The sequence below is a fragment of the Hymenobacter sp. 102 genome, assembly GCF_049949205.1.
In the GTDB taxonomy this organism is placed as follows: Bacteria; Bacteroidota; Bacteroidia; order Cytophagales; family Hymenobacteraceae; genus Hymenobacter.
The window spans coordinates 762257-786920 of sequence record NZ_CP188172.1 but is presented as its reverse complement, the minus strand read 5'-3'; the positions used below and the strand labels follow the sequence as shown (position 1 = coordinate 786920).

The following is a 24664-nucleotide window of genomic DNA, read 5'->3' as shown; positions in this document are numbered from 1 at the left end:
ACCTAAATGAGCCGGCCAGAGATGGGGTAGGCTCCCGGTAAAACAATGGCTCATTGAGTACGGCTCACGGTAGTACCTGAATATAGTCTTGACAAAGTATTGCTTGTTTCAAATAATCGGCCGTGTGCTAGCGCGGTTTCATGGACGACGCACGCAGGCACATAGACGCGACACTTCACATTCTGGCCCTGAACACTGTTCAGAGTGCTTTTCAGCTGCTTGGGAAGAAGCTGTCATGGGAATAATTTTAACTAACACGTTTACATTTTTGAAGCAAAGGCTGGTAGCCTACGGCCGCTGGCCGGCCCAGCTGAAAGGTAGGGGCACATTTACCCACGCGCTTGCTGGGCCACCAGTAGCCAATTCTGGGCCTCAGGCAGGTTGTCGAACATGTGCATTTGCAGCTGGCCTTCGAAGCCGAGCAGCATGGATGTGGCCGACTGGGCAGCCAGCGACTCGGGGCTGACGATGTGGGCGAAGTGGGTGAGGCCGCTCTTGATGGCCCGCGGGGCCCAGTTGGTGACAATCCATTCCACGGCGTGGTCCCAGGGGCCGATGACCTGACGGTTGTCGTTGAGCAGGTAGGCGCAGGCGTTTTCCTCGAGTGTGGGCAGGCAGGCATCGGCTCCGGCAATAATGCCGGTGTAGGTCTGGTAGCCCATCCAGTTGTTGTACACCCAGTGGTTGGCGGGGTCATACTCAATGGTTAGGTACACCTTACCAAAGCCGTTGACGAGTTCTATAGGCATAATGCAAAACGAGTGGGGGAAGTAGGGGCCGGTTGGCAGTGACGGAAAACAGAAGTATTGCGGCTATGGGGCTACTCCTGGGGCAGGTGCCGCTGAAAATGGAGCTGAAGCAGCGTATTCACCTTTTCCCGGTTGAGGGGTTTGCTAACGAGGCCGGCAATGGGCAACTCGTTGATGCGAACCAAATCGGCCGCGTCCATGGAAGTGGTGAGCATGATAATGACCGTGGCCTCCTGCTGAGCCTGGGGCAAGGCCATGTAGGCCTCCAGAAACTCAATGCCATCCATACCGGGCATACTCACATCCAGCAGCAGCAGGGCCGGGGAGTAAGGCGGAAGCCGGGTAAGCAGCTCCAACGCGGCCCGGCCGTCGTGGGCGACCTGCACCTGATCGGTCACGTTGAGTCGTTTAAGCAGGTGCTCATTAAGGAAGTTGGTGGTTTCGTCGTCGTCAACCAGCAGGATGTGGGGTAGTTTTTCCATGCGTAAACGGAATAATCAGGAGCGGGGCAGGGTAACGAGAAACGTGGAGCCTACCTCGGGCTGGCTTTGCACGGTGATGGTGCCGCCTGCATTTTCGATAATGCGCTTGATCATGAACAAGCCCACGCCCGAGCCATCAACGTGGTTGTGCAGGCGGCGGAACAGCATGAATAGTTTACTCTGCTGCTGCTCATTCAGCCCCAGGCCATTATCCGTCACGGCAATATGCACGTGAGTATCGGTGCAGGACGCACGCACCTGCACCAGGGGAGGGCGCTCGGGGCTGTGGTATTTGAGAGCGTTGCTGAGCAGGTTGTACAGAATACTGCGCAGGTCCTTGGTGGGGAAGTAAACGGTGGGACACTCCCGGAGCGCCAGTTCCAGGCGGCCTCCGGTGGACTCCAGCAGCGGGGCCAGGTCCTGGCGCACATCCTCAATTATGGTAGCCAACACAATGGCTTCGGCCGGCTGGGTTTGTCCATACTGCAGGCGCGAAACATCGGTGAGGTGTCCCACGGTTTGCCTAAAGCGCGTAACAGCGCCCTGCATCATAGCCAGCAGGCGGGGTATCATGGGCTCGGCCTCAGTGGGAGGCAGATATTCGCGCAACGCATCCAACAGCCCTTCAATATTGGCAATGGGGGCCTTCAGGTCGTGGGAAGCGGTATACACGAAGGTGTCCAGGTCGGCGTTGGTGCGGGTGAGCCGGGTATTGGTGGCGTGCAGCTCCTGGTTGGTAGCCTGCAGGGTTTCGTTGGTGGCGGCCAGTTCCTGGTTCAGCCGCTGCACCTGCTGGCGGGCCCCCACTTTGTCGGTTACATCCAGAATAAAAGCCAGAATGCCCCGGGTCTGGCCATTTTCGTTGAACAAGGGCTGGTACACGAAATCAATGTACCGCGGCTCGAATAGTTCGCTCTCAGCGTTATAGAGCGTAATCAGCACATCCTGGCCCGCGTGGGGCTGGCCCGTGGCGTACACGTGGTCAAGCAAAGTAACGAAGCCCTGCTCCGCTACTTCCGGGAATACCTCAAGCACCGTATGCCCCAGCACCGTGCGGCCGGATGCTATCAACTGGTACGGCTCATTAAAAAAGGTGAAGCGGTGCTCGGGGCCACCCAGGGTGGCAATGGCCGCCGGTACTTGCCGCAGAATCTGGCGGAGCAGTTGCTGCTGCTGCTCCAGCTGGCGGGTACGCTGCTGCACGCGGGTTTCCAGCTCCTGGTTGAGCCGCTCAATCTGCTGCCGGGCCTGCACTTGCTCGGTCACTTCAGTTGCAACCACCATAGCACCATAGATGCTGCCGTCGGCCTCGTACATGGGCACATATACAAAATCCCAGTACACAGTTTCGCGGCGGCCGTTCCGGTCGTGCTGGGCCTCCATGGCGTGGGCCACGTGGGGCACGCCGGTGGCCATCACGTTGTCGAGCAACTCTTCGTAGCCCATACCGGCCACCTCCGGTAGGGCCTCAAACAGGCCCTTGCCAATAAGCTGCTCCTGAGTACGGCCCCACAGCCGGGCTACGGTAGGGTTGGCCAGCTCAATGATGTAGTGGGGCCCCCGGTACACGGCAATAGCCAGTGGAGCCTGCTCAAATACCCGCCACAGCTCCCCACGCTGCCGCTCAGCCTCCCGCTGGGCCTGCTGGGCCTGGTGGTTGCCTTCCAGCACCCGGGCCTCCAGTTGCAGGTTCAGCTGTTCCAGTTGCTGGCGCATCTGCACCTGCTCGGTTACATCCACCGCAAAAACCATGATGTCCAGGTCCTGATCGGGACTTACCCGCAAAGGCTGGTACACAAAGTTCAAATACCGCTGCTGCCACTCGCCGGTGGTTTCGTGATAGAGCCGCAGGGCTGTTTCCCGGCCCACGAACGGCTGCCCGGTAGCGCGTACCCGGTGCAGCCGTTCCAGAAAGCCCTGCTCCACCAGTTCGGGCAGCACCTCAGAAACGGTGCGTCCAACAATGGTTTGTTTGCCAACCAGGCTGTGGTAGAACGCGTTGGCAAAGGTGTAGCGGTGCTCAGGGCCGCTCAGTGTGGCCACGGCAGCCGGAGCTTGGCCCAGCATCTGCTGGAGCCGCTGCTGCTGCTGCTCCAACTGCTGGGTGCGCTGCTGCACGCGCGTTTCCAGCTCCTGGTTGAGTCGCTCAATCTGCTGCCGGGCCCGTACCTGACCCGTCACGTCGGTTGCTACGTCAATTACTCCCATTACCCGGTTCTGCGCATCAAACAAGGGCTGATACACGAAGTTGTAGTAAGCCGTGTGCAACTCGCCGTTGCGGGGCAGAGTAACGGGTACTTCAGTTTCCGATACGGGGGCTTTAGTGGTCAGTACCTGGCGCAGCAAAGTACCGAAGCCCAAATGCTGCGGCTGCGGTACGGCCTCCAGTAAGGGCTTGTGGAGCACTTCCTCGACAGAGGAGCCCCAGAGTGTGGCCATCAGCTCATTAACGGCGGCAATACGCAGGTTGTCTCCTTGAAACAGGCAAACGGCCACCGGAGCCTGGGCCAGCAAAGCCTGCACCAGCAGGTGCTGCTCCGCCAGCGGCAGCTCCGGCGGGCCGGCAGCGGGTAACTCCTGAAAGCTGAATAGCAGCTGCTCGCCTATGGGCTGGGCGGCCAGCCGGAGTCGCCGCTGGCGGCCGGTTCCGGCGAATAGTACGACCAGCTCCCGGCTTTCGGGGGCGGACGGGTCCAGGGAAGTCAGGAAGGGGTGGAGCACGTCTGGCGGCGTATCGGCCCCGAAAAGGTCCAGAAACGTACAGTTGGGGTAGGCCGACCGTTGCAGCAGGTGTTGGGCCGCCGGGTTGAGCCGCTCTATGGCAACATCAACCAAGGCCCCGGCAGCAGTGCGTACAGGGCGACCAAGCATGCCCCCAGCCTGAGCGATAGTGAAGAAACTTTCAAAAAAAGCACCATCATCTGGAAAGGCAGAAAGCATAAGAAAGCAGAGCTGGTGGCGACGAAGATAAGTACTTTCAGTATGGCAGGAGTGTCAGACGAATAACAAAGCATCCAGGGCGCGGGTATGGCCAAGCACAGTACGGCTACTCCCAACGGGCCGTTGATCTGTAACGGCACGCTACCCGGCGGGTAGCGACGAGGACCACCATCAGAACAGGGCCAGCATGACCAGCGTAACCAGCCACAGCAGGCCGCTGACAATAGCCGTATTCAGGCGAGCCTCGGGCCCGAGGGGCAGCAGCAGCCCCCCACCCGCCACCAAGAGTAACGTCAGGGGGAAGATGGCCGTCAGCGGTTTATAGATACCACTTTTGTACGGCGTAAATGGCTCGCGGCCCGCCGCCACGCGGGGGGCCTTTACCAGTTGCACCACCCGGAGTAGGGGCGTGCGCCATACTGTTACGTGGGTAGCTCCTTCAAGGCGGTGCAACTGGCTGGGGTGCAGCGTAAACCGGGTATGGGGCGTGCGGATGCGGTAGGCCATCTGCGGATTGGAAAGGTAGGCGGCTACGGGTACCGGCCGCCGCTCCAGCACCGGCTCATCCATCAGCTGCTGCATGGGCAATGCCCAATCAAGGCTCAGTAGCAGACAGAATATCACCGCTGCCCGGTTCACCCACCGGGCACTGTGGGCGCGCCGGACCAGGATGGCGTATTCGGCGGCCCGGCGCTGCTGGGCTAGTAGGCGGGCATCGGGGCGGAAAGCATGCATAGAGTGGGCAAAATAGGGGCCGGTGGACCTTATCCCAGCATAACGGCAGACCGGCTTTACCCGTTAGGGCCACGGCCACAAAAAACCGCGCCCGGGCCGGCGGCCGGGCGCGGTACCGGCGGTAACCCCGTGTTTCAGGCAAAATGTACCAGGGCGGCCAGCAGCAGCGTAAAAATGCGGTGCCAGGCTGGGTACGACCAAGTAACGGCAGGAGTGGTGCCCAATTGGTTGATTTCGCGCTTGGCTGATTGCACCCAAATCAGTAAGGTCTGGCGGGCGGGCAGGGCCTGGCCGGAGTGCAGGGCCTGGGGCCAGGCTGAGGCGGGCCACGCTTGCAGAAAATACTCAGCCTGGTCGGCAATGCGGGCCAGCCGGGCCGGGGCGTACGGGTCAGTAGAAGACAGGTGCCGGGCCGAGCGGTATAAGTCCCGCAGGGCCATCCGGGCCGGAGGGAAAGATGTTTTTTCGTCGGCAGTATGCTCAGGAAATTGTTTCATTGGGCCCATGTACGGGGACCTTTTAAAGGTTGGATTGTGTGGTGGGCCTGCACAAACAATAAAAAAAAGTAAAGAAAAAACCGGGAATTTTTTGGCTTGGGATAAGGTTTTCTGTCCCGTTTATGCTGAAAGCTGCGGGGGAATTTCCGCGTCGTCGGGCAGCACTTCCGCCCCGCTGCCGTGGTCGGGTACCAGGCGTTTCCAGGCGGCATGCTTCAGCTCCTCCAGGCGAAGCAGCGTATCCTGTACGGTGGCGTTGCCGCGGATCTTATCTACTAAGCCCGCCCTGTGCGCGGCTTTCAGCACCTGCTCCAGCACCACGGGCAGCACCCAACCCACTACATTGCTGGCCAGCGCCCCACGCAGGCCCAGGCGTACCAGCAGACGGGCCGTCATGCGCTCCAGCAGCAGGGCCCGGGCGGCGGGTAGAGCTTTTCCCATCAGAAACTCGCGCACCAGCCGCATATTTCCCTTCTCTACCTCGGCCCGGAGTACCTCCTGCACGGCCTCCAAGGCAGTGCGGGCCGCCAGCCGGAACAGGCGGCCGGTTTGCCAGGCCGCCAGGCCCGTAAGTTGGCCGGCGGCACGAAGAAAATGAGGCAGACGGGGCAAGGGTTTCATCCAAAAAAAAGCCGCTGTAAGTGGTACTGCGTCGGAATGTACCCGCTTGCGGCACGCCGGCTCTACCGTTGAGTACGGTTTACGTACAGATAAGCCGCTTGTTGTGGTGGTGTACCCGAATTTACCTCATGTGTATGAATGCCATTGAAATACGCCGGCCCGGCGGACCCGAAGTACTCAACCTGCGTCCGCAGCCCGCTCCCAGGCCGGCCGCCCATGAGGTACTGATTCAGGTAGCCGCCGCCGGCGTGAACCGCCCCGATGTGCTGCTGCGCCAAGGCAAATACCGGGGCAGCGGCGACGTAACCGGCCTGATTCCGGGTTTGGAAGTGGCCGGCACGGTAGTAGGAAGCGGCCCCGGCGTTACCCGCTGGCGCCCCGGCGACGCTGTGTGCGCCTTGCTCAGCCAAGGCGGCTACGCCGAGTACGTAACCGTAGACGCCGGCCACTGCCTGCCCATTCCGGCGGGTCTGACGCCAGTAGAGGCCGCCAGCCTGCCCGAAACGGCTTTTACTGTGTGGCACAACGTGTTTCAGCGGGGGCAGCTGCAGCCCGGGGAGCGGCTGCTGGTGCACGGCGGCAGCAGCGGCATCGGTGTGCTGGCTGTGCAGCTGGCCCGGGCCCTGGGCAGCCCGGTGGCCGCCACCGTGGGCTCCGCCGGGAAAGCCGCCGCCGTGCAGGCTCTGGGGGCCGACCCAGCCATCAACTACCGAACCGAAGATTTTGAAGCGGTGCTGCAGGCCAGCGGCGGGGTGGATGTGATACTGGATATGATTGGGGGACCCTACACGCCCAAAAATCTGCGGCTGCTGCGCGACGACGGCCGGCTGGTGTTCATCAATGCCATGCAGGGTGGCCCGGCGGAGTTCAATGCCCTGGAGGTAATGAGCCGCCGCCTGACCATTACGGGCAGCACGCTCCGGCCTCGCTCGGCGGAGTTTAAGGCCGCCCTGGCCCGGGCCGTGGAGGAGCACGTGTGGCCCTTGGTGGCCGCTGGCACCGTGCGGCCCGTGGTGCATGCCACTTTGCCGCTGGCCCAGGCCCGGGAAGCACACGAGCTGCTGGAAAGCAGCACCCATATTGGCAAGGTGGTGCTGACGGTGGGCTAGGATCAGTGGGCAAGTAACATTTCACGAAGACATCATGCCCAGCCTATTTCAGCAAGCCTGGCAGACTATTCCTTCTCATTTCTTACACCTCCGCTGCATGGTGTTTTCGGAAGCGAATGAGCCATTCAGGCAGCGCCGGCCAGGATAAAGGCAAAGCAGAAACTGGTGGCAGCCAGTGGGTTTGAGGGGCGGCTGTGCAATACCTGCCAACGAAATTCGTCTTCACCGGTTAAGGGGCCGTAGGTATTCCAGCCGGGCGCGTAGCGGCTGGCTACGACCCGGGCCTCCATTCCTTTCCTCTTTTCCTCTTTGCTATGTACACCGCACTTCTAGTGGGCGCTACCGGACTGGTAGGTAACTATCTGCTTGGTCAACTGCTGCTCGATGACCGATTCACGCACCTGAAAGTGTTTACCCGTCGGCCTACCGGCTATCAGAACTCCAAGCTGGAAGAGCACATTGTAGATTTCGACCAGCCCCGCGACTGGAGCCACCTCCTAACCGGTGATGTGCTGTTTTCGTCCCTGGGCACCACCCTGCGGCAGGCGGGCAGTCAGCAAAACCAGTACCGCGTTGATTTTACCTATCAATACCAGGCAGCCAAAGCCGCCGCCGAAAACGGAGTGCCCACGTATGTGCTTGTCTCCTCTGCCGGGGCCGATGCCGACGCGCTGGTGTTTTACAGCCGCATGAAGGGCGAGCTGGAGCGCGACGTGAAGCGGCTGCCGTTCCAGCGGATACGGTTGTTGCAGCCCGGCATTCTGGCCGGTAACCGGCAGGAGGTACGACTGGGTGAAAAAGTAGGCATCCTGCTGGCCACGGTAGCCGGCGCATTGCCCGTGCTGCACCAGTACCGGCCCATTCACGGCCGCACCGTAGCCCGCGCCATGATTCAGGCCGCCCTCGACGAAACCCCCGGCGTACAAACTGACACGCTGGAAGGCGTATTCACCCGGGCCGGCGAAAAATAACCGCTGCCCTTTCCTTAGCCCGAAGCATATCTAACCAAAAAGCCGTTTCCTGAGGCAGGAAACGGCTTTTTTATGGGTAGTCAAGTACGTAGCACTACGACTTCTTCCACTTGATGGTGCAGCCAATAGCCTGGGTGGTGCTCACGGTGGCGGGCTTACCCGCTACCAGCTCCGTCATGGCATTTTCCAGGTACTTCGTCTTCACCAGTTTGGCATCTTCCGAGTTGTCGTCGATGGCTCCAATGTAGCTCACCACAAAGCTGTTGCCTTGGCGCGTGAGCACGTAGAGGTGGGGCGTACGGGTGGCCCCAAACTGCCGGGCTACCTGCTGGGTTTCGTCCTGCAGGTAGGGGAAGGCATACTTTTTCGCCTTGGCCCGCTTCTGCATCTCGGCAAAGGAGTCGCCGGGCACGGTGGCCGCGTCGTTGGGGTTGATGGCCACTACCGGGTAGCCCTGGGGTGCGTACTTGGTGTGCAGGTCAATGATGCGCTGCTCATAGGCCTTGGCGTACGGGCAGGTGTTGCAGGTGAATACCACGATGTAGCCCTTGGCCGCCTTGTTATCGGCCAAAGACATCAGCTTGCCGTCCACGTTTTTAAGCCTGAAGTCGGCGGCCTTATCGCCTACTTTATAACTGGTTTCGGCTGCGGAACCGAGCATGATGAAACTGCTGAGGGCCAGCACCAGGCAGGCCGCCAGTAAGGAAAGGAGCTTTTTCATGAGTTAAAGAGGAATAAGGTGAGTGAATTTGTCATTCCGAGCAACGCGAGGAATCTGGGTTAAGCTATTCAGGTAGTAAACTCAGCTTCCTCGCGTTGCTCGGAATGACAGCCGACTATTGCAGAAACGCCTGTAGCTGCTTCTGCAGCTCCTCAGCGGTGAATTCCTGCTCAAACGTCTGCCGCTTGTGGCGGGCGTTGTTGAGCAGTAGCGTGAAGGGCAGCGAACCGGTCCACTTGGGGTCAATTTTGGCCAGGTAGAGGTTGGGGTCAGTTTCGTTGAGCAGCACCACCTCCGATTTTAGCGCGTTTTTCGCCACGAAGGGCTTCACCTTTTTATCCAGCTGGGAGGCGTAGTCCATGCTCACCAGCAGCACTTTTACTTTCTGGTTTTTATAGGTGGTGGTCAGCTTGTCGAAGTGGGGCAGTTCCTTCACGCAGGGGCCGCACCAGGTAGCCCAGAAGTTCACCACGTAGGTAGTATCGGTGGGGCGGGCGAGGCGCTTCTGCAGCTCGGGTATTTTAAGTACCTGTACCTGTTGGGCTTGAGCGGCGGTGGTCAGCAGCAGGCCCGCCAGCAGGGCAATGAATGTGGGGTACTTCATGTTAGCAGAAAAGGGGGTATGCAGCATAAGACAGTGGAACGCCGCCCGAAGTTGCGAAGCCGGACCATACCGGCCACTACTTCGTAGAGCACAAACCTTGCGTACCTTTGTTATCCTCCAGAAAAACGCCTTTAAACCGGGTTATGAACAAAACGTATTGCCCCAGCCTCACCGAATACAAGCGCCGCCTCTCCCGGGAAGTAAAAATCGGCGACGTGCCCGTGGGCGGGCTCAACCCCATCCGGGTGCAGAGCATGACCACCGTGGACACCATGGACACGCTGGGCTCGGTGGAGCAGACGCTGCGCATGGTGGAAGCCGGCTGCGAGTATGTGCGCATCACGGCTCCCAGCGTGAAGGAGGCCCAAAACCTGCTCGAAATCAAAAAGGAGCTGCGGAAGCGAGGCTGCAACGTGCCCCTCATTGCCGATATTCACTTCACGCCCAACGCCGCCGAGCTGGCCGCCCGCATCGTGGAGAAGGTGCGCGTGAACCCCGGCAACTACGCCGACAAAAAGAAGTTCGACGTGATTGAGTACACCGACGCCAGCTACCAGGCCGAGGTGGAACGCATCCGGGAGCGGTTCCGTCCGCTGGTGCAGATCTGCAAGCAGTACGGCACGGCCATGCGCATCGGCACCAACCACGGCTCTTTGTCCGACCGGATTCTGAGCCGCTACGGCGATACGCCGCTGGGCATGGTGGAGTCGGCGCTGGAGTTTCTGCGCCTCTGCGAGGAGGAAAACTACTACGACGTGGTGCTGAGCATGAAAGCCAGCAACACCCAGGTGATGGTACAGGCCTACCGCCTGCTGGTGCAGAAGCTCGACGAAGAAGGCCTGCAGCCCTACCCGCTGCACCTGGGCGTAACAGAAGCCGGGGAAGCAGAAGACGGCCGCATTAAGTCGGCCGTGGGTATCGGTACGCTGCTCGAAGACGGCCTCGGCGACACCGTGCGCGTGAGCCTCACTGAAGCTCCCGAAGCCGAAGCCCCCGTAGCCCGCGCCCTCATCGACCGGTATACCCACCGCGCCGCTGAGGCCAAGCCAATTAAGGAATTAGTAATTGGTAATGAGCAATTAGTAAGTGAAAACGAGGCTGCTGCTGCCACGCCCGCAGCCGCTGCGCCCGCCAATTCTTCATTACTAATTACTAATTACTCATTACCCATTGACCCCTTTCAGTATCACCGCCGCAGTACGCGGGAAGTGCTGAACCTGGGCGGGCAGAACGTGCCGCGCGTAATGGCCGACCTCTCGCGGCTGCCCAGCCTGGAATACGCCGATCTGCGCGCCGTAGGGCATTTATATTCAGCGTTCCTGGACAAGTTTCAGATGAATGATCTGGGGGCCGATTACGTGTACTCGGGCCAGCGCCCCATTCCGTTTATGCTGCCCAACGGCCTCAAGGAAGCCGTGGACTACACCGCCTGGCTGGATGCCGGCCAGCGCCCCGACCACTTTCCGGTGCTCACCCAAACGGAGTACGCCACGGCCGGCCCCCGCCACCCGGAGTTGAATTTCGTGTTCCAGAACCTGGCTTCGCTCACGCCCGCCACGCTGGCCCAGCTGCGAGAGGATGCCACGGCTGTTATCATCCTCTATACCGACAACGCCCACGCCATGCCCGAAATCCGGCGGGCGTTTTTTGAGCTGCTGACGAACGGCGTTACCAATCCTGTCGTCATCAACCGCCAGTATCCGGCCCTGAGCCCCGAGCAAACCCAGCTCTACGCCGCCACCGACGTGGGCGGCCTCTTGCTCGACGGCCTCGGCGACGGGGTGGTGCTGAGCACCGAGCTGCTGCCCGAGCGTAGCAAGGAGGAGTGGCTGACCACGCTGGACCAACTCAACCAACTCAGCTTCGGCATTCTGCAGGCGGCCCGCACCCGCATGAGCAAAACCGAGTACATCAGCTGCCCCAGCTGCGGCCGTACCCTGTTTGACTTGCAGGAAACCACCGCCATGATTCGCAAGCGCACCGACCACCTGAAGGGCGTGAAAATCGGCATCATGGGTTGCATCGTGAACGGCCCCGGCGAAATGGCCGACGCCGACTACGGCTACGTGGGCGTGGGCAAAGGCAAAATTGCCCTCTACCGCGGCCAGGAAGTCATCAAGAAATCCGTTCCCGAAGAACGCGCCGTGGACGAACTTATCGAGCTCATGCGCGAAGACGGCCGCTGGATTGAGCCTGTGCTGCTGGAAGAGCCGGTGGCGGGGTAGAAGAGAAAGTAAGATTGACGGAAACGGGATTGGGCTGCAGGGTTCAATCCCGTTTTTTGTAACTGAGCGTATCTATGCTGGATTTCTACTTGGTTTCCGACAGCCAGAACCTTTCGAGCAAAGGCTTAACGCTGGAACGTATTGGTGGTATTGAATACGAGGCGTTTGTCGAACTGCAAGCCGCCGCAATTATTGAATCGTGGCTTGATTACTACGGTAAATTTCGCTGGGGCAACGAGTTGGTTATCCGCAAACAACAACAGCTGCGTCAGTTGCCTGCAGCGGCCGTGAGCCCAGGCACGCGGGCTGCGTTTATGGTACTTCTTCAACAGGCAGCGCAGGCACATTGTGGTTTGCTGGCGGAGGGTGATTAAAGCAGAAAGTATAGTGCTGATGACAGATATACAGAAATTACAGGCCGCGCTGGAAGCAGCAGGAATCAACGCTCAGAAACACCGGGAGCCGCTGCGCCCCGAAAACGCGGCGCTTCTGCAGCAGTGGGGCGTTTCGGAGGAGGTGCAGCAGCTGTTGGCGGAATTTTCTTTCGATACGGAACTGGCAATCCGGGAGGTGCAGTTTGACCAAGTGAATACCCTGAAAAAGAAACTGGACTGGGAAGACGATTTTCAGCGGGCTCTGCAGGCCGGGCTGCTACTGCTAGGCAGCGGCTCAACCGGCGACCCGGTGGCGCTGGATATCCGGGATTCGCAGGTAGGCTACCTGTTTCACGACTACTTCTGGGAAGAGGAAACCGAAAACCCGCGCAAGTTCTTCATCAAGCTTAATTGCTCGCTGGGACAGTTTTTCTGGAATACCCAGTTTGTGGAGGAGTATCCACTGGATGCCTATGATGCAGCTGCTTACATGGGCGCGGACTTTACCGGCTACCAGAATCCGGACGACGCCTAAAACATCCGCGCCGCTCATCCGTCCTCCCCAGCATGAAATTACGCGTGATACTCACCGGCACGACCGGTATGGTGGGGGAAGGGGTGCTGCTGGAATGTTTGCAAACCCCCGAGGTGGAGCAGGTGCTCAGCATCAGCCGGCGGCCCAGTGGGCACCAGCATCCCAAGCTGCGGGAGTTGCTGCACGAGGATTTCCAGAACTTGGGGCCCATTGCCGATCAGCTCACGGGCTACAATGCCTGCTTTTTCTGCCTGGGCGTGTCGTCGGTAGGAATGCAGGAGCCGGAGTACCGCCGCCTCACCCACGACCTGACCCTGCACTTCGCCCGCACCCTGCTGGCCCACAACGGCCCCGACCTCACGTTCTGCTACGTCTCGGGTGCCGGCACCGACGATACGCTGCGCAGCCGGCAGATGTGGGCCCGGGTGAAGGGCGAAACCGAAAACGAGCTGCGGCAGCTGGGTTTCCGGCAGGCGTTTATGTTCCGGCCGGGCTTTCTGCGCGCTACTCCGGGTCAGCGGCACGTGCTGTCCTACTACAAATATTTCGGCTGGCTGTACCCCGTGCTGCGGGGCGTGGCACCCAAGTTTGCTTCTACCATAACGGAGCTGGGCCAGGCCATGCTGCACGTAGCCCGGCGCGGCTACCCCAAACCCATCCTGGAAGTCCCCGACATCGTAGCGGCGGCGAAAGGGTAAGGATGGAATAGCTGAAGTTTCGTCGTTGCTGATGTTGTTTGATTGACGCAGGTTACGGTCGCTCAACGATGAGTTGCACGATGTAGAGACGCGACACTTCGCGTCTCCTCGTTGCTGACGTTGTTTATCTCGCGTGGTTCCGCTCGTTCTGGCGGGAGACGCGAAGTGTCGCGTCTCTACACTGTGCTGTTGGTGCGGTTCCGGCCGTGCAACGGGGAGACGCAAAATCTTGCGTCTCTACATCGTGCCAACTTGGCCTACTTACACGGCTCCTTGCGCCGCGTGTCGATGACGTGGGCAATGCGCCAGCCCTCGGCCAGCTTCACCAGCTGAAACGAGTTGTAGCCGCAGTGGCTGAAGGTGTTGCCCCGGTAGAACTGGTAGGGCGTCCAGACGCTGGCCAGGTTGGCGTCGATGAGCACCCGCTCGAACGTGATGCGCTCATCCCACACCTCGGGGTGCGGCGTGCCCACGGCTTTCACGAAGTCGGAGGGGTTTTCGGGGTGCAGCTGCGTCTGGCCGTTTTTGGTGGCGAGGGTGTGAAACACGGCCCCCGGGGCCAGCGTGGCGCGCACGGCGGCACTGTCGCCGCGGCGCATCCCGTCAAAGAAGCGGCGGATGGTTTGCTGCACGGCTTCGGTTTCGGCGGCCGGCTTGGTTTGAGCGAAGGCCGCCGAGGTGGTGAGCAGCAGGGGTAGCAGGAGCAAAGGCTTCATAAATTGAGCAGCGGGGTAGAGCGCACAAGGTAACGGAACGTTAGGTAGCGGCATCACGCCGGCCGCCGCTGGCTGTACAGACGCGACACTTCACGTCTCCTCGTTGCTGAGGTTGTTCAAAACAACCTGGTTCCTGCCAATCAACGAGGAGACGCGAAGTGTGGCGTCTCTGCAGTATGTCGCCGGTGCGGTTCCGCTCGTTCAGCGCTGAGCCGCGCCATATCGTATTGCCAGCCTACGCGGCTATCTGTGGTGCCGATAAAATTGTGATCTGCCGCCATTAACACCCGGAAGCGGCCTATTTTTGCGGATTGCCGCAGTTGCGGCAGCTTTTTCCGTGCTTTTCTCATGACGTTTTCCCGCACCTTCGACCTCCTGGCTCACCTGGCCCACACCACCCCCGAGGCCGATTGCCTGGTAGAAAAAAAGGATGGCCGTTGGCAGCCGCTGCGTGCCGCCCAGGTGCAGGAAATGAGCAACCACACCAGCCTGGGCCTACGCGCCCTGGGCGTGCGGGCCGCCGATAAAGTGGCCATCATCTGCCCCAACCGCCCCGAGTGGGTGGTGGCCGATATGGGCATTGCCCAGCTCGGGGCCGTGAGCGTGCCCATGTACCCCACCATCACGGTGGAGGACTACCGCCATATTTTCCAGGATGCCGGCGTGCGCGTGGTGCTGGTGGAGGGCGGGAAGCTGCTGGCCCGGGTGCAGGAGGCCGTAGCCGGGCTGCCGCACGGCCCCGAGCACATCCTCACCTTCGAGCCCACGCCCGGCCACCGCTCCTTCGCCGACCTGCTGGCCCTGGGGGCCGCCGCCGACGTGGCCGCGCTGGAGCCTCTGAAAGCCGCCGTGCAGCCCGACGACCTGCTCACCCTCATCTACACCTCCGGCACCACCGGCCGGCCCAAGGGCGTGATGCTTAGCCACCGCAACATCCTGTTCAACTGCCAGAACCTGCTGAGCTACCTGCCGCTGGCCCCGGGCCACAAAACTCTCAGCTTCCTGCCCTTGAGCCACATTTTCGAGCGCACCGCTACCTTTCTGTACCTGCAGCTGGGCTTCAGCATCTATTACGCCGAAAACGTGGAGCGCATCCCCGACAACCTGCGCGAGGTGCAGCCCCACGTATTCACCACGGTGCCCCGGCTGCTCGAAAAAATCTACGATAAGATTGTAGCTACCGGCCAGCAGCTCAGCGGCCTCAAGCGCAAGCTGTTCTTCTGGGCCCTCGACCTGGGACTGCGCTACGACACCCAACAAGACCAGGGTGCGTGGTACAACGCCCAGCTGGCCCTGGCCAATAAGCTGGTGTTCAGTAAGTGGCGGGCGGCCATGGGCGGGCAGGTGCGCTACATCGTGAGCGGAGGCGGGGCCCTGCAGCCGCGGCTGGCGCGGGTGTTCTGGGCGGCCGGCATCCGGGTGATGGAGGGCTATGGCATGACCGAAACCTCGCCCGTTATTGCCGCCAGCCAGCCCGTGCCCGAGGGCAACCTCATCGGGGCCGTGGGGCCGGTGCTGCCGGGCGTGGAAGTGAAAATTGCCGCCGACGGCGAAATCCTGACCCGCTCCCCTTCGGTGATGCAGGGCTACTACAACCGCCCCGACCTCACGGCCGAGGTCATCGACGCCGAGGGCTGGCTGCACACCGGCGACATCGGCGAGCTGGTGCAGGGCCGCTTCCTCCGCATCACCGACCGCAAAAAGGAGATGTTCAAGACCTCAAACGGCAAGTACGTGGCCCCGCAGCCCCTGGAATCGAAGCTGGCGGAGTCGCCGCTGGTGGAGCAGGTGATGGTGGTGGGCGAGGGCGAAAAGTATGCCGCCGCCCTGCTGGTACCCGCCTTCACCGAGCTGCGCGCCTGGGCCCGGCAGCACCAGCTCCCCGCCGACCTTTCCGACACCGCTTTGGCTGCCCACGCCCAGGTGCGCCAACTCTACGAGCAGCTGGTGCAGCAAACCAACGCCGCCTTCGCCCAATGGGAGCAGATCAAGAAAATTGAGCTGCTGCCCGCCCTCTGGAGCGTAGAGTCAGGCGAGTTGACGCCCACGCTCAAAGTGCGCCGCAAAATCATCAGCCAAAACAACCAGCAGCGCATCGAGAAGCTGTTCCGGGGCTAAGGCAGTAGCGCGAACTTTGCAGTTCGTGCCCCCGCGCCGCTGAAACGAAATCGTCCGGAAGGCGCGGGGGGCACGAACTGCAAAGTTCGCGCTACTGCTTGGCTATCCGGCCTGCGGCTAAATCTTTTCCGCGCCCGGAGTGTTATCTTGCTGAACCTGATTTTCCTCCTGTCATGCGTAAAGACCTGTTTAATTTCGGCCCGGCCCTCGGTTACTTTTTCCGCAAAAACGACCCCGCGCGCCACACCAACTTCAACCTGCGCACCATGCACTTTATCAATAAGCTGAGCATGGCCATGTTTTTGGTGGCGCTGGTGGTGCTGCTTTATCGTTGGTTTCTGCGCTAAGCCCATATCCGCGAAACGGCCCCAAACCTAACTCATGTCAGGTTTGGGGCCGTTTTTACGTGGTTGAAGTGATGCTAGGGGCGGGTCTTCAGTGAGTCGCGGCGGTCCAGGGCATCCAGCACCTCGCCGGCGGTGAAATCCTTGTTCACATCAACGTAGCCGGCCGGGGCAATGCGGCGGCCGTTGCTGGTAATGAACGTAGGGCGCACGCGCATGGTCAGGCGCAGGGGCTGCCGGTCCCGGTCGGCCAGGCCCAGCACCAGGTCGGCCAGGGCCTCCGCCGACCGTTCGCCCATGGCTTCGCGCAGGTTGCTTTCTACCGTAACGGGGGCCAGGGTAGTGCCGTTGGGGGCTACCTCAATGCGCTGGGTGGTGCGGCCGGTGGCTACCTGCTTGCCATCAATGAGAGCAATGTAATCCAACTCGTTGAGGGCGGCGGTTTCATCGTTGGGGTTGCGGATTTCCAGATTCACCAGCATGCGCAGGGGCAGGTTGCCGGTGGCGTAGGCGGAAGCCAGGCGGGCCTTGTCCACGGTGCTCAGGTCTCCGGGCCGGCGCACCTGCGTTACATCGACGCCGGCCATGGTGGCCTGCTGCACGGAGGCTAGCCGAAACTGAGCATTCTTGAAGGCTTTGGCCTGTTGTACCTGCTCGGAAATACCGCAGCGGCTCAGGCCCAGAATCAGGAGCAAGCCCAGCAGGGCCAGCGGCAAGCGGGGTTTGGTGACGGGAAGGTAGTGCATGAGGAAAAAGGAAAAGAAACGAAAGAATAGTTACTTGCCTATACCTATTCCGGCAACGGTAGTTACTGTTGAGCTTGCATTGGCCAAAATGTTATAGTCTGTATGCACATCGAAGACTTCCGCGACTACTGCCTGCTGAAAGCCGGCGTAACCGAAGAAACGCCTTTCGGCCCCGAAACCCTGGTGTTTAAAGTGGGCGGCAAAGTGTTTGCCCTCACCGACATCGAAACCTTCGGCAGCATCAACCTCAAGTGCGACCCGGAGCGGGCTCAGGAGCTGCGCGAAGCCCACGACTACGTGCTGCCCGGCTACCACATGAATAAGAAGCATTGGAACACGGTGCTCATCGGCACCGGCGCGCCGGAGCGGCAGCTGCGCGAGTTGATCGACCATTCCTACGACCTGGTGCGCGCGTCGTTGCCCCGGGCCGTGCGCGACGCACTACTACGCTAGAAACTCAGTATTTTGCAGTATGCGCCAGGTCCTGCTGACTGTTCCCGATGAGCAATACGCCTTTCTGGTGAAGGTATTCGAAAGCTTTGCCTTTTGAGGCCGATGCCAAGCCCGTTGGGCCGCCAGCTCCCAAGAGGCTCACCCCGGCCCAGCAGGAGTAGGGCAACGTCAAGCTGAAATCCGCCCGGGAACTGCTCGATAAGCTTCGAGCTCATTGTTTCGGAAGACTTCCAGCGGCGGCTGATAAAGCTAGGGTAGCAGTACTCTTCTATCCGAAGTGACTATAGTGCCCTGATCGACCAACTGAATGCCGACCCTACCGCCGGCACCTTGCCGGGCCGCGACTGTTACAAAGCGCGCAGGGCTATTGCGGCCAAAAACAAAGGCAAAAGCGGCGGGGCCTGCGTCATCACCTGCGTGAAAGTGGTGGGCCAGCGCGTGTGTACCGGCTCACGATTTACGACAAGTCAGCGCAAGATTCCGTGTCGGATAACGAGCGGGAGAGTTGCTGCGCGCCAAGGGCTATTGTCGCCCATAAGTATCCTGATTCAGCTACGGCTTCTTGCGCAGGTTACAGGGCCGACAGATAACGTGTACAAAATCAACAAGGCCCGCCGGATGCATCCGGCGGGCCTTGTTGTTAACAGCTGGTAGCCGGTAACTAATAGCTTAAAAATCAAACCACCACGTTCACCATGCGGCCGGGCACGACGATGAACTTCTTGGGTTCCTTGCCGTCGGCGAAGCGGGGCAGGAAGTCGGAGGCCCGCACGGCGGCTTCGATGTCGGCGGGCGTGGCGGTAGCAGGGAACTGCAGCGTCTCGCGCACCTTCCCGTTGATGGCTACGGGGTAATTCACGGTATCCTCTACCAGGTATTCCTCGCGGAACTCGGGATACTGGGCGTGGCTGATGCTGCCAGCTTCGTGGCCCAATTTCACCCACAGCTCCTCCGCCAGGTGCGGGGCATAGGGCGAGAGCAGCACCACCAGCGGCTCCAGAATGGCGCGCTTGTGGCAGTCGAGGGCGGTCAGCTCGTTCACCGTAATCATCAGGGCGCTGACGGTGGTGTTGAACGAGAACTTCTCAATGTCCTCCTCCACCTTGCGGATGACTTTATGCAAAGCTTTCAGCTCGGCGGGCTTCGGGGCCTCGTCGGTCACCGCGAAGTCGCCATCCTGGGGGTGGTAGAGGCGCCAGAGCTTCTTGAGGAAGCCGGCCACACCGCTCATGCCGTTGGTGTTCCAGGGCTTGAACTGCTCCAGGGGCCCGAGGAACATCTCGTACAAGCGCAGTGCATCGGCCCCGAACTTCTCAATGAGCGTGTCGGGGTTTACCACGTTGTACTTCGACTTCGACATCTTCTCGACTTCCACGCCCACCACGTAGGTGCCGTTGTCTTCCAGGATGAACTCCGCGTTGGCGTATTCCTCGCGCCAGTTCCGGAAGGCTTCTACGTCGAGCACATCGTTGTCCACGATATTCACGTCCACGTGTAGCGCGGTAGTCTGGTGGTCACCCTTCTTGCCCGCAGTCACAAACGTGTTAGTACCGTTGATGCGATACACGAAGTTCGAGCGGCCCAGAATCATGCCTTGGTTGATGAGCTTCTGGAAGGGCTCGTTGGCCGTTACCAGGCCCAGGTCTTTCAGGAACAGGTGCCAGAAGCGGGAGTAGAGCAGGTGGCCCGTAGCGTGCTCTGCACCACCGAGATATAAATCCACATTCTGCCAGTACTGCTCGGCTTCCTGGCCCACAAAACGCTCCGCGTTGTGCGGGTCCATGTAGCGCAGGTAGTACCAGCTGGAGCCGGCCCAGCCGGGCATGGTGCTCAGCTCGTACTCATACTGGCCCTTGTACTTCCAATCCTTGGCGCGGCCCAGGGGCGGCTCGCCGGTTTCGGTGGGCTTGTACTCGTCGATTTCCGGCAGCACCAAAGGCAGGTCGGCTTCGGCCACGCCGTAGGCTACGCCGTCCTTATAGTAAATCGGGATGGGCTCACCCCAGTAGCGCTGGCGGCCGAAGATGGCGTCGCGGATGCGGAAATTGGTTTTGCCCTTGCCGATGCCGCGCTGCTCCAGCTCCTGAATTAGCGTCTGGGTGGCTTGCTTGTAGTTCTGGCCCTGGATGAGGCCGTGCAGGTAGATGCCTTCCTTGGTGGGGTCGGCCTGCTCGTCAATCTGCTGCTGGTCCACCACCTGCACAATGGGCAGGTTGAAGTGCTTGGCAAACACGTAGTCGCGCTGGTCGCCGGAGGGCACGGCCATTACGGCGCCGGTGCCGTAGCCGGCCAGCACGTAATCGGCAATCCAGATCTGGATGGGCTCGTTGGTGAACGGGTTGATTGCATAGGCCCCGGTGAAAGCGCCCGATACGGTTTTGGTATCGGCCATCCGGTCCCGCTCCGAGCGGCGCTTGGTGGCATCCTGGTAGTCCTGCACGGCCTGTAGCTGCGCGGGCGTGGTCAGCTCCTTCACCAGCTCGTGCTCGGGGGCCAGCACCAGGAAGGTAGCGCCGTAAATGGTGTCCACGCGGGTGGTGTACACTTTGATTTGCGCCTGCTCGTGACCCTGCACCTGGAAGGTTACTTCGGCCCCAATGCTCTTGCCAATCCAGTTGCGCTGCATTTCCTTCACCGCGTCGGGCCAGTCGAGGGTGTCGAGGCCCTGCAGGAGGCGGTCGGCGTAGGCGGTGATGCGCAGGTTCCACTGGGGCATGAGGCGGCGCTCTACCGGAAAGCCGCCGCGCTCCGAGAGGCCATCTTTCACCTCGTCGTTGGAGAGTACCGTGCCCAGGCCGGGGCACCAGTTCACGTAGGTATCCTGCTGGTAGGCCAGGCGGTAGGGGTGCACAGCCTGTAAACGCTGCTTTTCCGAAAACAGCTTCCACTGGCCCGCCGTGAAGGCGTGGCGCTCCTCCTCGTCGCCGGCCGCGCGGATGCCCTCGCTGCCGTTCTGCTCGAACTTCTCCAGCAGGGTTTTGAGGGGCTCAGCCCGGTCGGTATCAAGGTTGTACCAGGAGTTGAACAGCTTCAGGAAAATCCACTGCGTCCACTTGTAGTACGCGGGGTCGGAGGTGCGCACTTCCCGGCTCCAGTCGTAGCTGAAACCGAGCGAGGACAGCTGCTTGATGTAGGTGTCGATGTTCTGCTCCGTGGTCAGGGCCGGGTGCTGCCCGGTCTGGATGGCGTACTGCTCGGCGGGCAACCCGAACGAGTCGAAACCCATGGGGTGGAGCACGTTGAAGCCGCGCAGACGCTTGTAGCGCGACACGATATCGGAGGCAATGTAGCCCAGCGGGTGGCCCACGTGCAGGCCCGCGCCGCTGGGGTACGGGAACATGTCGAGCACGTAGTATTTGGGCTTCTCTGGCTGATTTTCAGCCTTGAAGGTGTGATGCTCTTTCCAGTGGGCTTGCCACTTCTTCTCAATATCCTGGGGATGGTAGCCGGGCATGGGCAGTCGGGGTACAGTTAATCGGAACGGGCGAAATTACGGAAAAACGAGGGTGGGGCCGCTTTTTTATGCCAGCTGCCGTTGAGGGCGGCCGAACGCCCCGGCCCCCGATCCGTAGGAGAAAGGCAAATCTGAACCGTATGCCCTTTTCTGAGTACCCGGCCCTGCTGCTGCGCTGGCTGCGTCAGCGGTTTGATTTGCGGGATGATATGGCCGCGCCCGAGGATATTGCCGAAAGCGTGGAGTCCAGCACCACCTTTCGGGGTACTAATCTGTGGGTGCTCATCTTCGCCATTCTCATTGCCTCGGTAGGGCTCAACGTCAATTCCACGGCCGTCATCATCGGGGCCATGCTGATTTCGCCGCTTATGGGGCCGCTAGTAACGCTGGGCTACAGCGCGGCTACCAACCACCCTGGCCTGCTGCGCCGGGCCCTGAAAGGCCTGCTGCTGGCCGTGGGCATCAGCCTGCTTACTTCGGGCCTGTATTTCTGGCTTACGCCCCTGAACGAGGCCCAGTCGGAGCTGCTGGCCCGCACCGAGCCCACCATCTGGGATGTGCTCATTGCCTTGTTCGGGGGGCTGGCCGGGGCTGTGGGCCTCACCCGCCGCGAGAAAGGCAACGTGATTCCCGGCGTAGCCATTGCCACGGCCCTGATGCCGCCGCTGTGCACGGTGGGCTACGGGCTGGCCTCGGGCCAGTGGCACTACGCGGCCGGGGCGTTCTACCTGTTTGCCATCAACTGCGTGTTTATCACGCTGGCGGCGTTTCTGGTGATGCGGTTTCTGCGGCTGCCCGCGCACCAGTTTGAGGATGAGAGCCGGGCCCGGCGGGTGCGCCGGCTGATGCTGGCCGCCGCCGTGGTGGTGGCCGCGCCCAGCGTGTGGCTGGGCTACGGCATTGTGCAGCGCTCCGTGTACGAGCACCAGGCCCAGCAGTTTGTGGAGGAGCAGCTCAGCTTTCCGAACGCCTACGTGGCTACCCGGCAGATTGACGCCCGTCAGCGTAGCATCAACGTGCTGCTGGTGGGCCGGCCCGTGGACACGGTGCGCCTGGGCCAGGTGCGCCAGCAGCTGCGCCGCTACCGCCTGCACCCCACCACGCTGGTGGTGCGCCAGGGCCTGCAGGCCTACGATTCCGCTGATGCCGAGGCCTTCCGCCGCAGCCTGCTGGCCGATGTGCGCGCCCGCCAGACGCCGCCGGCTTCGGCCGAGCTGGCCCGCCTAAAACAGCTGGCTGCCGCCGCCGGGGCGGGCCTGCCCGCCTCCGCCACGCTGCTGCGGGAGCTGCAGGTAGAGCACCCCGTCGTGCGCCGTCTGGCCCTCACGCGTCTGCCCCGCCCGGCCCTGGCCGCCGACTCACTGCCCGCCGACTCACTGCCCGCCGATACGGTGCTGGTAGTAAGCCTGGACGTGCGCGACTCCTTGCCGCGGACTGAGCGGCAGCGGGTAGGCGAGTGGCTGCGCGTGCGCACCAATCAGCCCCGGGTGCAGCTGCTGGTACAGCCAGTGTTGCGGTAGGGTGGTACCAGCTGCTACTGCGCAGCGGGGTTGTGGCCGTCCCAGGTGCCTTCCGCGTCCAGCACGCGGAACCGGGCGAACAGCTCCTCGCCATACCAGTTTTCCTGGCGGGTGAGGCGAATAACTTCTTTGTGCTTGGGGCTACGGTAGGCGTAGTCCTGCATAGCTTGTTGCGACTCCCAGAGGCTGACGGTGGCCTGGCGCACCACCGGTAACTCACCCAGCCCGATGGCAGCCCGCACGCCCGGGGCCTCGGCCACGGTGGCGCTTACCGGAGCCACGTAGCGCCAGAAACGGGGTGTTTTCTGCCAGCGGATGGAGGCCCGGGTAAGCACCATCATCGGCCCATCGGCCGCGCCGGCCGCGGTTTCATAGTCAAACGGATTTTTCCCATCCCATAGTCCGTGCGACTTGACAGGGGCCAGCCGGGCCGTCCAGATTTCCTGGGTGCGCTGCCGGTACTGCTGCCACAAGGGGTGGTGGCTGAAAAACTCCTGAGCAGCTTCTTCCGAGTCCCACACGGCCAGTAAGCCGTAGCGGCGCAGGTTGGGTAGCGCTCCGAAGCCACCCGCGCCGCTACCCAGCAGCTTCTGAAACCGCAGGCCCGGCACGCGCCGCAAGGGCCGCTGGGCGGTGCCCATCTGCGCAAAGCCCCAGCGCCGCTGGTTGGGCAGGAGGGTGAGGATGGAAAGGGTGGTGAGTGGCAAGGGGCAGGAGTTACGTAGGCTTCGGGAAAACAAAGAAGGGCCGGAATTGCTTCCGGCCCTTCGCGCAAGTTCAGCAAGACAAATTTACTTCACTTCTACTTTGGCGTGCTCATTCACGTCGTCGGAGGTGCTCCGCTCGCCGGTGGCCAGGGCTTTCACGTAGGCTACAGCCTGGGTGAGCAGGCTGCTGGGCGTATCCCAGTACTCGCCCTTCTCAATTTCCACTTTCAGGATGTAGATGCTCTCGTCGTCCTTGCCTTTGGGAAACCAGGCGCGCATGGGCTCACTCCAGAGCTTGTCGATTTCGGCCTGGTTGCGGTAGGCGTTGGCGCGGCCCGATACGGATACGTACACGTTGTCGTCGGGCTTGGCGTAGCTCAGGTTTACGTGGCTGTCTTTTTTTACCTCGTACACTTTGGCCGAGTCCTTATCGGTCAGGAATACCAGGGCGCTGCTGCCGTCGGGCTTCTGCGTGAACATGGGGCGGCTGCGCAGGCTGCCGTCCTGGTCCTGGGTTGTGAGCATGGCAATGCGCACGTCCTTGATTTTATCGAGCAGAGTGGACAGGTCGTTGGTGACGTTGGGTTGCGTGGACATGGGAAGCTAGTGTGGGGGAAGAATAGAAAAAATCAACGGAAAGGCAGCCGAAAACCGGCCCGGCCTGTTGCCTGTACGGTCCGGCCCGTTCCTGGGTTGAGCTCAACCGGACCGCCGGCCCTATTTTGCCGACCTTCCGCACCGTATGAATTTCCTCGCCCACCTGCTGCTTTCCGGTTCTCCCACCGACCCCAATTACGCCGATATAGTGGTGGGCAACTTCGCGGCCGAGGCCGTGCGGGGCCGTGCCGGCCTGCTGGCCTACCCCGAGCCCGTGCAGCGCGGCATCCGCCTGCACCGCTTAATTGACTCGTTTACCGATGCGCACCCGGCCGTGCGCCGTACCACCGCCCGCCTGCGGGCGGCGGGCCTAGGCAAGTGGGCCGGCGTAGTGTCGGATGTAGGCTTCGACCACCTGCTGGCCCGCGACTTTGCCCGCTACCACCCTGAGGAGCCGTTGCCGCAGTTTGCCCAGCGCCAGTACCAGTTGCTGCACCAGCGCCGCCACGAGCTGCCGCAGCGGCTGCAGCACATGCTGCACTACATGCGCCAGCACGACTGGCTGACCGGCTACGCCCACCCCGAGGGCCTGCACCGCGCTTTGCTGGGCCTGAGCCGCCGGGTGCCCGCCGCCGAAGTACTGGCTACCGGGGCCGCCGCGTTTCTGGCGGAGCTGCCGGCCTACGAGGCGGATTTTCAGGAGTTCTGGCCGGAGCTGCGGGCGGGGGCGGCGGAAAGCCGGTAGCAG

General features: G+C 61.5%; 24 protein-coding genes. 11 read left to right on the top strand and 13 right to left on the bottom strand.

What is annotated here, in order from left to right; genetic code table 11:
* Nucleotides 1–329: 329 nt before the first annotated feature.
* From ACN19L_RS03455 to ACN19L_RS03430, 6 genes are all read right to left on the bottom strand, one after another.
* Nucleotides 330–749 (bottom strand): STAS/SEC14 domain-containing protein, encoded by a 420-nt coding sequence (locus ACN19L_RS03455; protein ID WP_426492153.1) that lies wholly within the window; start codon nt 747–749, stop codon nt 330–332.
* Between the two features lie 71 nt (nt 750–820).
* On the bottom strand, nt 821–1231 hold the full coding sequence (locus ACN19L_RS03450; protein WP_426492152.1) for a response regulator: 411 nt from the start codon (nt 1229–1231) through the stop codon (nt 821–823).
* Between the two features lie 15 nt (nt 1232–1246).
* Nucleotides 1247–4102 (bottom strand): PAS domain-containing sensor histidine kinase, encoded by a 2856-nt coding sequence (locus ACN19L_RS03445; RefSeq protein ID WP_426492151.1) that lies wholly within the window; start codon nt 4100–4102, stop codon nt 1247–1249.
* A gap of 240 nt (nt 4103–4342) precedes the next feature.
* A complete protein-coding gene (locus ACN19L_RS03440; protein ID WP_426492150.1) occupies nt 4343–4906 on the bottom strand; it encodes a hypothetical protein in 564 nt (187 codons plus the stop codon).
* Between the two features lie 134 nt (nt 4907–5040).
* Entirely contained in the window at nt 5041–5403 is a 363-nt protein-coding gene (locus tag ACN19L_RS03435; RefSeq protein WP_426492149.1) for a hypothetical protein, read from the bottom strand.
* A gap of 120 nt (nt 5404–5523) precedes the next feature.
* The gene (locus ACN19L_RS03430; RefSeq protein WP_426492148.1) at nt 5524–6024 is read right to left on the bottom strand and encodes a hypothetical protein; all 501 of its coding nucleotides are present in this window, start codon (nt 6022–6024) and stop codon (nt 5524–5526) included.
* A gap of 134 nt (nt 6025–6158) precedes the next feature.
* On the opposite strand from ACN19L_RS03430, the gene ACN19L_RS03425 reads away from it, so the two are divergent.
* Both ACN19L_RS03425 and ACN19L_RS03420 read left to right on the top strand, forming a co-directional pair.
* A complete protein-coding gene (locus tag ACN19L_RS03425; protein ID WP_426492147.1) occupies nt 6159–7133 on the top strand; it encodes an NAD(P)H-quinone oxidoreductase in 975 nt (324 codons plus the stop codon).
* 314 nt (nt 7134–7447) lie between these two features.
* Nucleotides 7448–8104 carry an NAD(P)H-binding protein gene (locus ACN19L_RS03420; protein ID WP_426492146.1) on the top strand — a complete coding sequence of 219 codons (657 nt, stop codon included), beginning with the start codon at nt 7448–7450 and terminating at the stop codon, nt 8102–8104.
* Nucleotides 8105–8198: 94 nt separating this feature from the next.
* Here ACN19L_RS03420 and ACN19L_RS03415 read toward each other — a convergent pair whose 3' ends face one another.
* Complete coding sequence (locus ACN19L_RS03415) at nt 8199–8825, bottom strand: thioredoxin family protein (protein ID WP_426492145.1); 627 nt, start codon at nt 8823–8825, stop codon at nt 8199–8201.
* Nucleotides 8826–8940: 115 nt separating this feature from the next.
* The gene (locus tag ACN19L_RS03410; RefSeq protein WP_426492144.1) at nt 8941–9429 is read right to left on the bottom strand and encodes a TlpA disulfide reductase family protein; all 489 of its coding nucleotides are present in this window, start codon (nt 9427–9429) and stop codon (nt 8941–8943) included.
* Between the two features lie 143 nt (nt 9430–9572).
* Here ACN19L_RS03410 and ispG point away from each other — a divergent pair, with 143 nt between their 5' ends.
* The 4 genes from ispG (at nt 9573) to ACN19L_RS03390 (ending at nt 13261) form a co-directional block, all read left to right on the top strand.
* On the top strand, nt 9573–11654 hold the full coding sequence (gene ispG, locus ACN19L_RS03405; RefSeq protein ID WP_426492143.1) for a (E)-4-hydroxy-3-methylbut-2-enyl-diphosphate synthase: 2082 nt from the start codon (nt 9573–9575) through the stop codon (nt 11652–11654).
* A 74-nt stretch (nt 11655–11728) separates the two neighbouring features.
* Nucleotides 11729–12028, top strand: a complete 300-nt coding sequence (locus tag ACN19L_RS03400) for a hypothetical protein (RefSeq protein ID WP_426492142.1) — start codon at nt 11729–11731, stop codon at nt 12026–12028.
* A gap of 19 nt (nt 12029–12047) precedes the next feature.
* Entirely contained in the window at nt 12048–12563 is a 516-nt protein-coding gene (locus ACN19L_RS03395) for a hypothetical protein (RefSeq protein WP_426492141.1), read from the top strand.
* A gap of 32 nt (nt 12564–12595) precedes the next feature.
* Nucleotides 12596–13261 (top strand): epimerase, encoded by a 666-nt coding sequence (locus tag ACN19L_RS03390; RefSeq protein ID WP_426492140.1) that lies wholly within the window; start codon nt 12596–12598, stop codon nt 13259–13261.
* 257 nt (nt 13262–13518) lie between these two features.
* Here ACN19L_RS03390 and ACN19L_RS03385 read toward each other — a convergent pair whose 3' ends face one another.
* Nucleotides 13519–13977 (bottom strand): nuclear transport factor 2 family protein, encoded by a 459-nt coding sequence (locus tag ACN19L_RS03385; protein WP_426492139.1) that lies wholly within the window; start codon nt 13975–13977, stop codon nt 13519–13521.
* A gap of 348 nt (nt 13978–14325) precedes the next feature.
* Here ACN19L_RS03385 and ACN19L_RS03380 point away from each other — a divergent pair, with 348 nt between their 5' ends.
* Both ACN19L_RS03380 and ACN19L_RS03375 read left to right on the top strand, forming a co-directional pair.
* Nucleotides 14326–16095: an AMP-dependent synthetase/ligase gene (locus tag ACN19L_RS03380; RefSeq protein WP_426492138.1), complete on the top strand. Its 1770-nt coding sequence runs from the start codon at nt 14326–14328 to the stop codon at nt 16093–16095.
* Nucleotides 16096–16268: 173 nt separating this feature from the next.
* Nucleotides 16269–16442, top strand: a complete 174-nt coding sequence (locus ACN19L_RS03375) for a DUF6728 family protein (RefSeq protein WP_315996307.1) — start codon at nt 16269–16271, stop codon at nt 16440–16442.
* A 74-nt stretch (nt 16443–16516) separates the two neighbouring features.
* On the opposite strand, the gene ACN19L_RS03370 is transcribed toward ACN19L_RS03375, so the two are convergent.
* The gene (locus ACN19L_RS03370; protein ID WP_426492137.1) at nt 16517–17185 is read right to left on the bottom strand and encodes an LEA type 2 family protein; all 669 of its coding nucleotides are present in this window, start codon (nt 17183–17185) and stop codon (nt 16517–16519) included.
* Between the two features lie 102 nt (nt 17186–17287).
* Here ACN19L_RS03370 and ACN19L_RS03365 point away from each other — a divergent pair, with 102 nt between their 5' ends.
* Nucleotides 17288–17638, top strand: coding sequence for an MmcQ/YjbR family DNA-binding protein (locus tag ACN19L_RS03365; protein ID WP_426492136.1), 351 nt, complete (start codon nt 17288–17290; stop codon nt 17636–17638).
* Nucleotides 17639–18314: 676 nt separating this feature from the next.
* On the opposite strand, the gene leuS is transcribed toward ACN19L_RS03365, so the two are convergent.
* Nucleotides 18315–21092 (bottom strand): leucine--tRNA ligase, encoded by a 2778-nt coding sequence (leuS, locus tag ACN19L_RS03360; protein WP_426492135.1) that lies wholly within the window; start codon nt 21090–21092, stop codon nt 18315–18317.
* A 140-nt stretch (nt 21093–21232) separates the two neighbouring features.
* Here leuS and ACN19L_RS03355 point away from each other — a divergent pair, with 140 nt between their 5' ends.
* Nucleotides 21233–22612, top strand: coding sequence for a DUF389 domain-containing protein (locus ACN19L_RS03355; protein ID WP_426492134.1), 1380 nt, complete (start codon nt 21233–21235; stop codon nt 22610–22612).
* Between the two features lie 14 nt (nt 22613–22626).
* Here ACN19L_RS03355 and ACN19L_RS03350 read toward each other — a convergent pair whose 3' ends face one another.
* Entirely contained in the window at nt 22627–23319 is a 693-nt protein-coding gene (locus ACN19L_RS03350) for a spheroidene monooxygenase (protein ID WP_426492133.1), read from the bottom strand.
* A gap of 84 nt (nt 23320–23403) precedes the next feature.
* The gene (locus tag ACN19L_RS03345) at nt 23404–23916 is read right to left on the bottom strand and encodes a pyridoxamine 5'-phosphate oxidase family protein (protein ID WP_125429348.1); all 513 of its coding nucleotides are present in this window, start codon (nt 23914–23916) and stop codon (nt 23404–23406) included.
* Nucleotides 23917–24061: 145 nt separating this feature from the next.
* On the opposite strand from ACN19L_RS03345, the gene ACN19L_RS03340 reads away from it, so the two are divergent.
* Nucleotides 24062–24661, top strand: coding sequence for an ACP phosphodiesterase (locus ACN19L_RS03340; protein ID WP_426492132.1), 600 nt, complete (start codon nt 24062–24064; stop codon nt 24659–24661).
* Nucleotides 24662–24664: the final 3 nt, after the last annotated feature.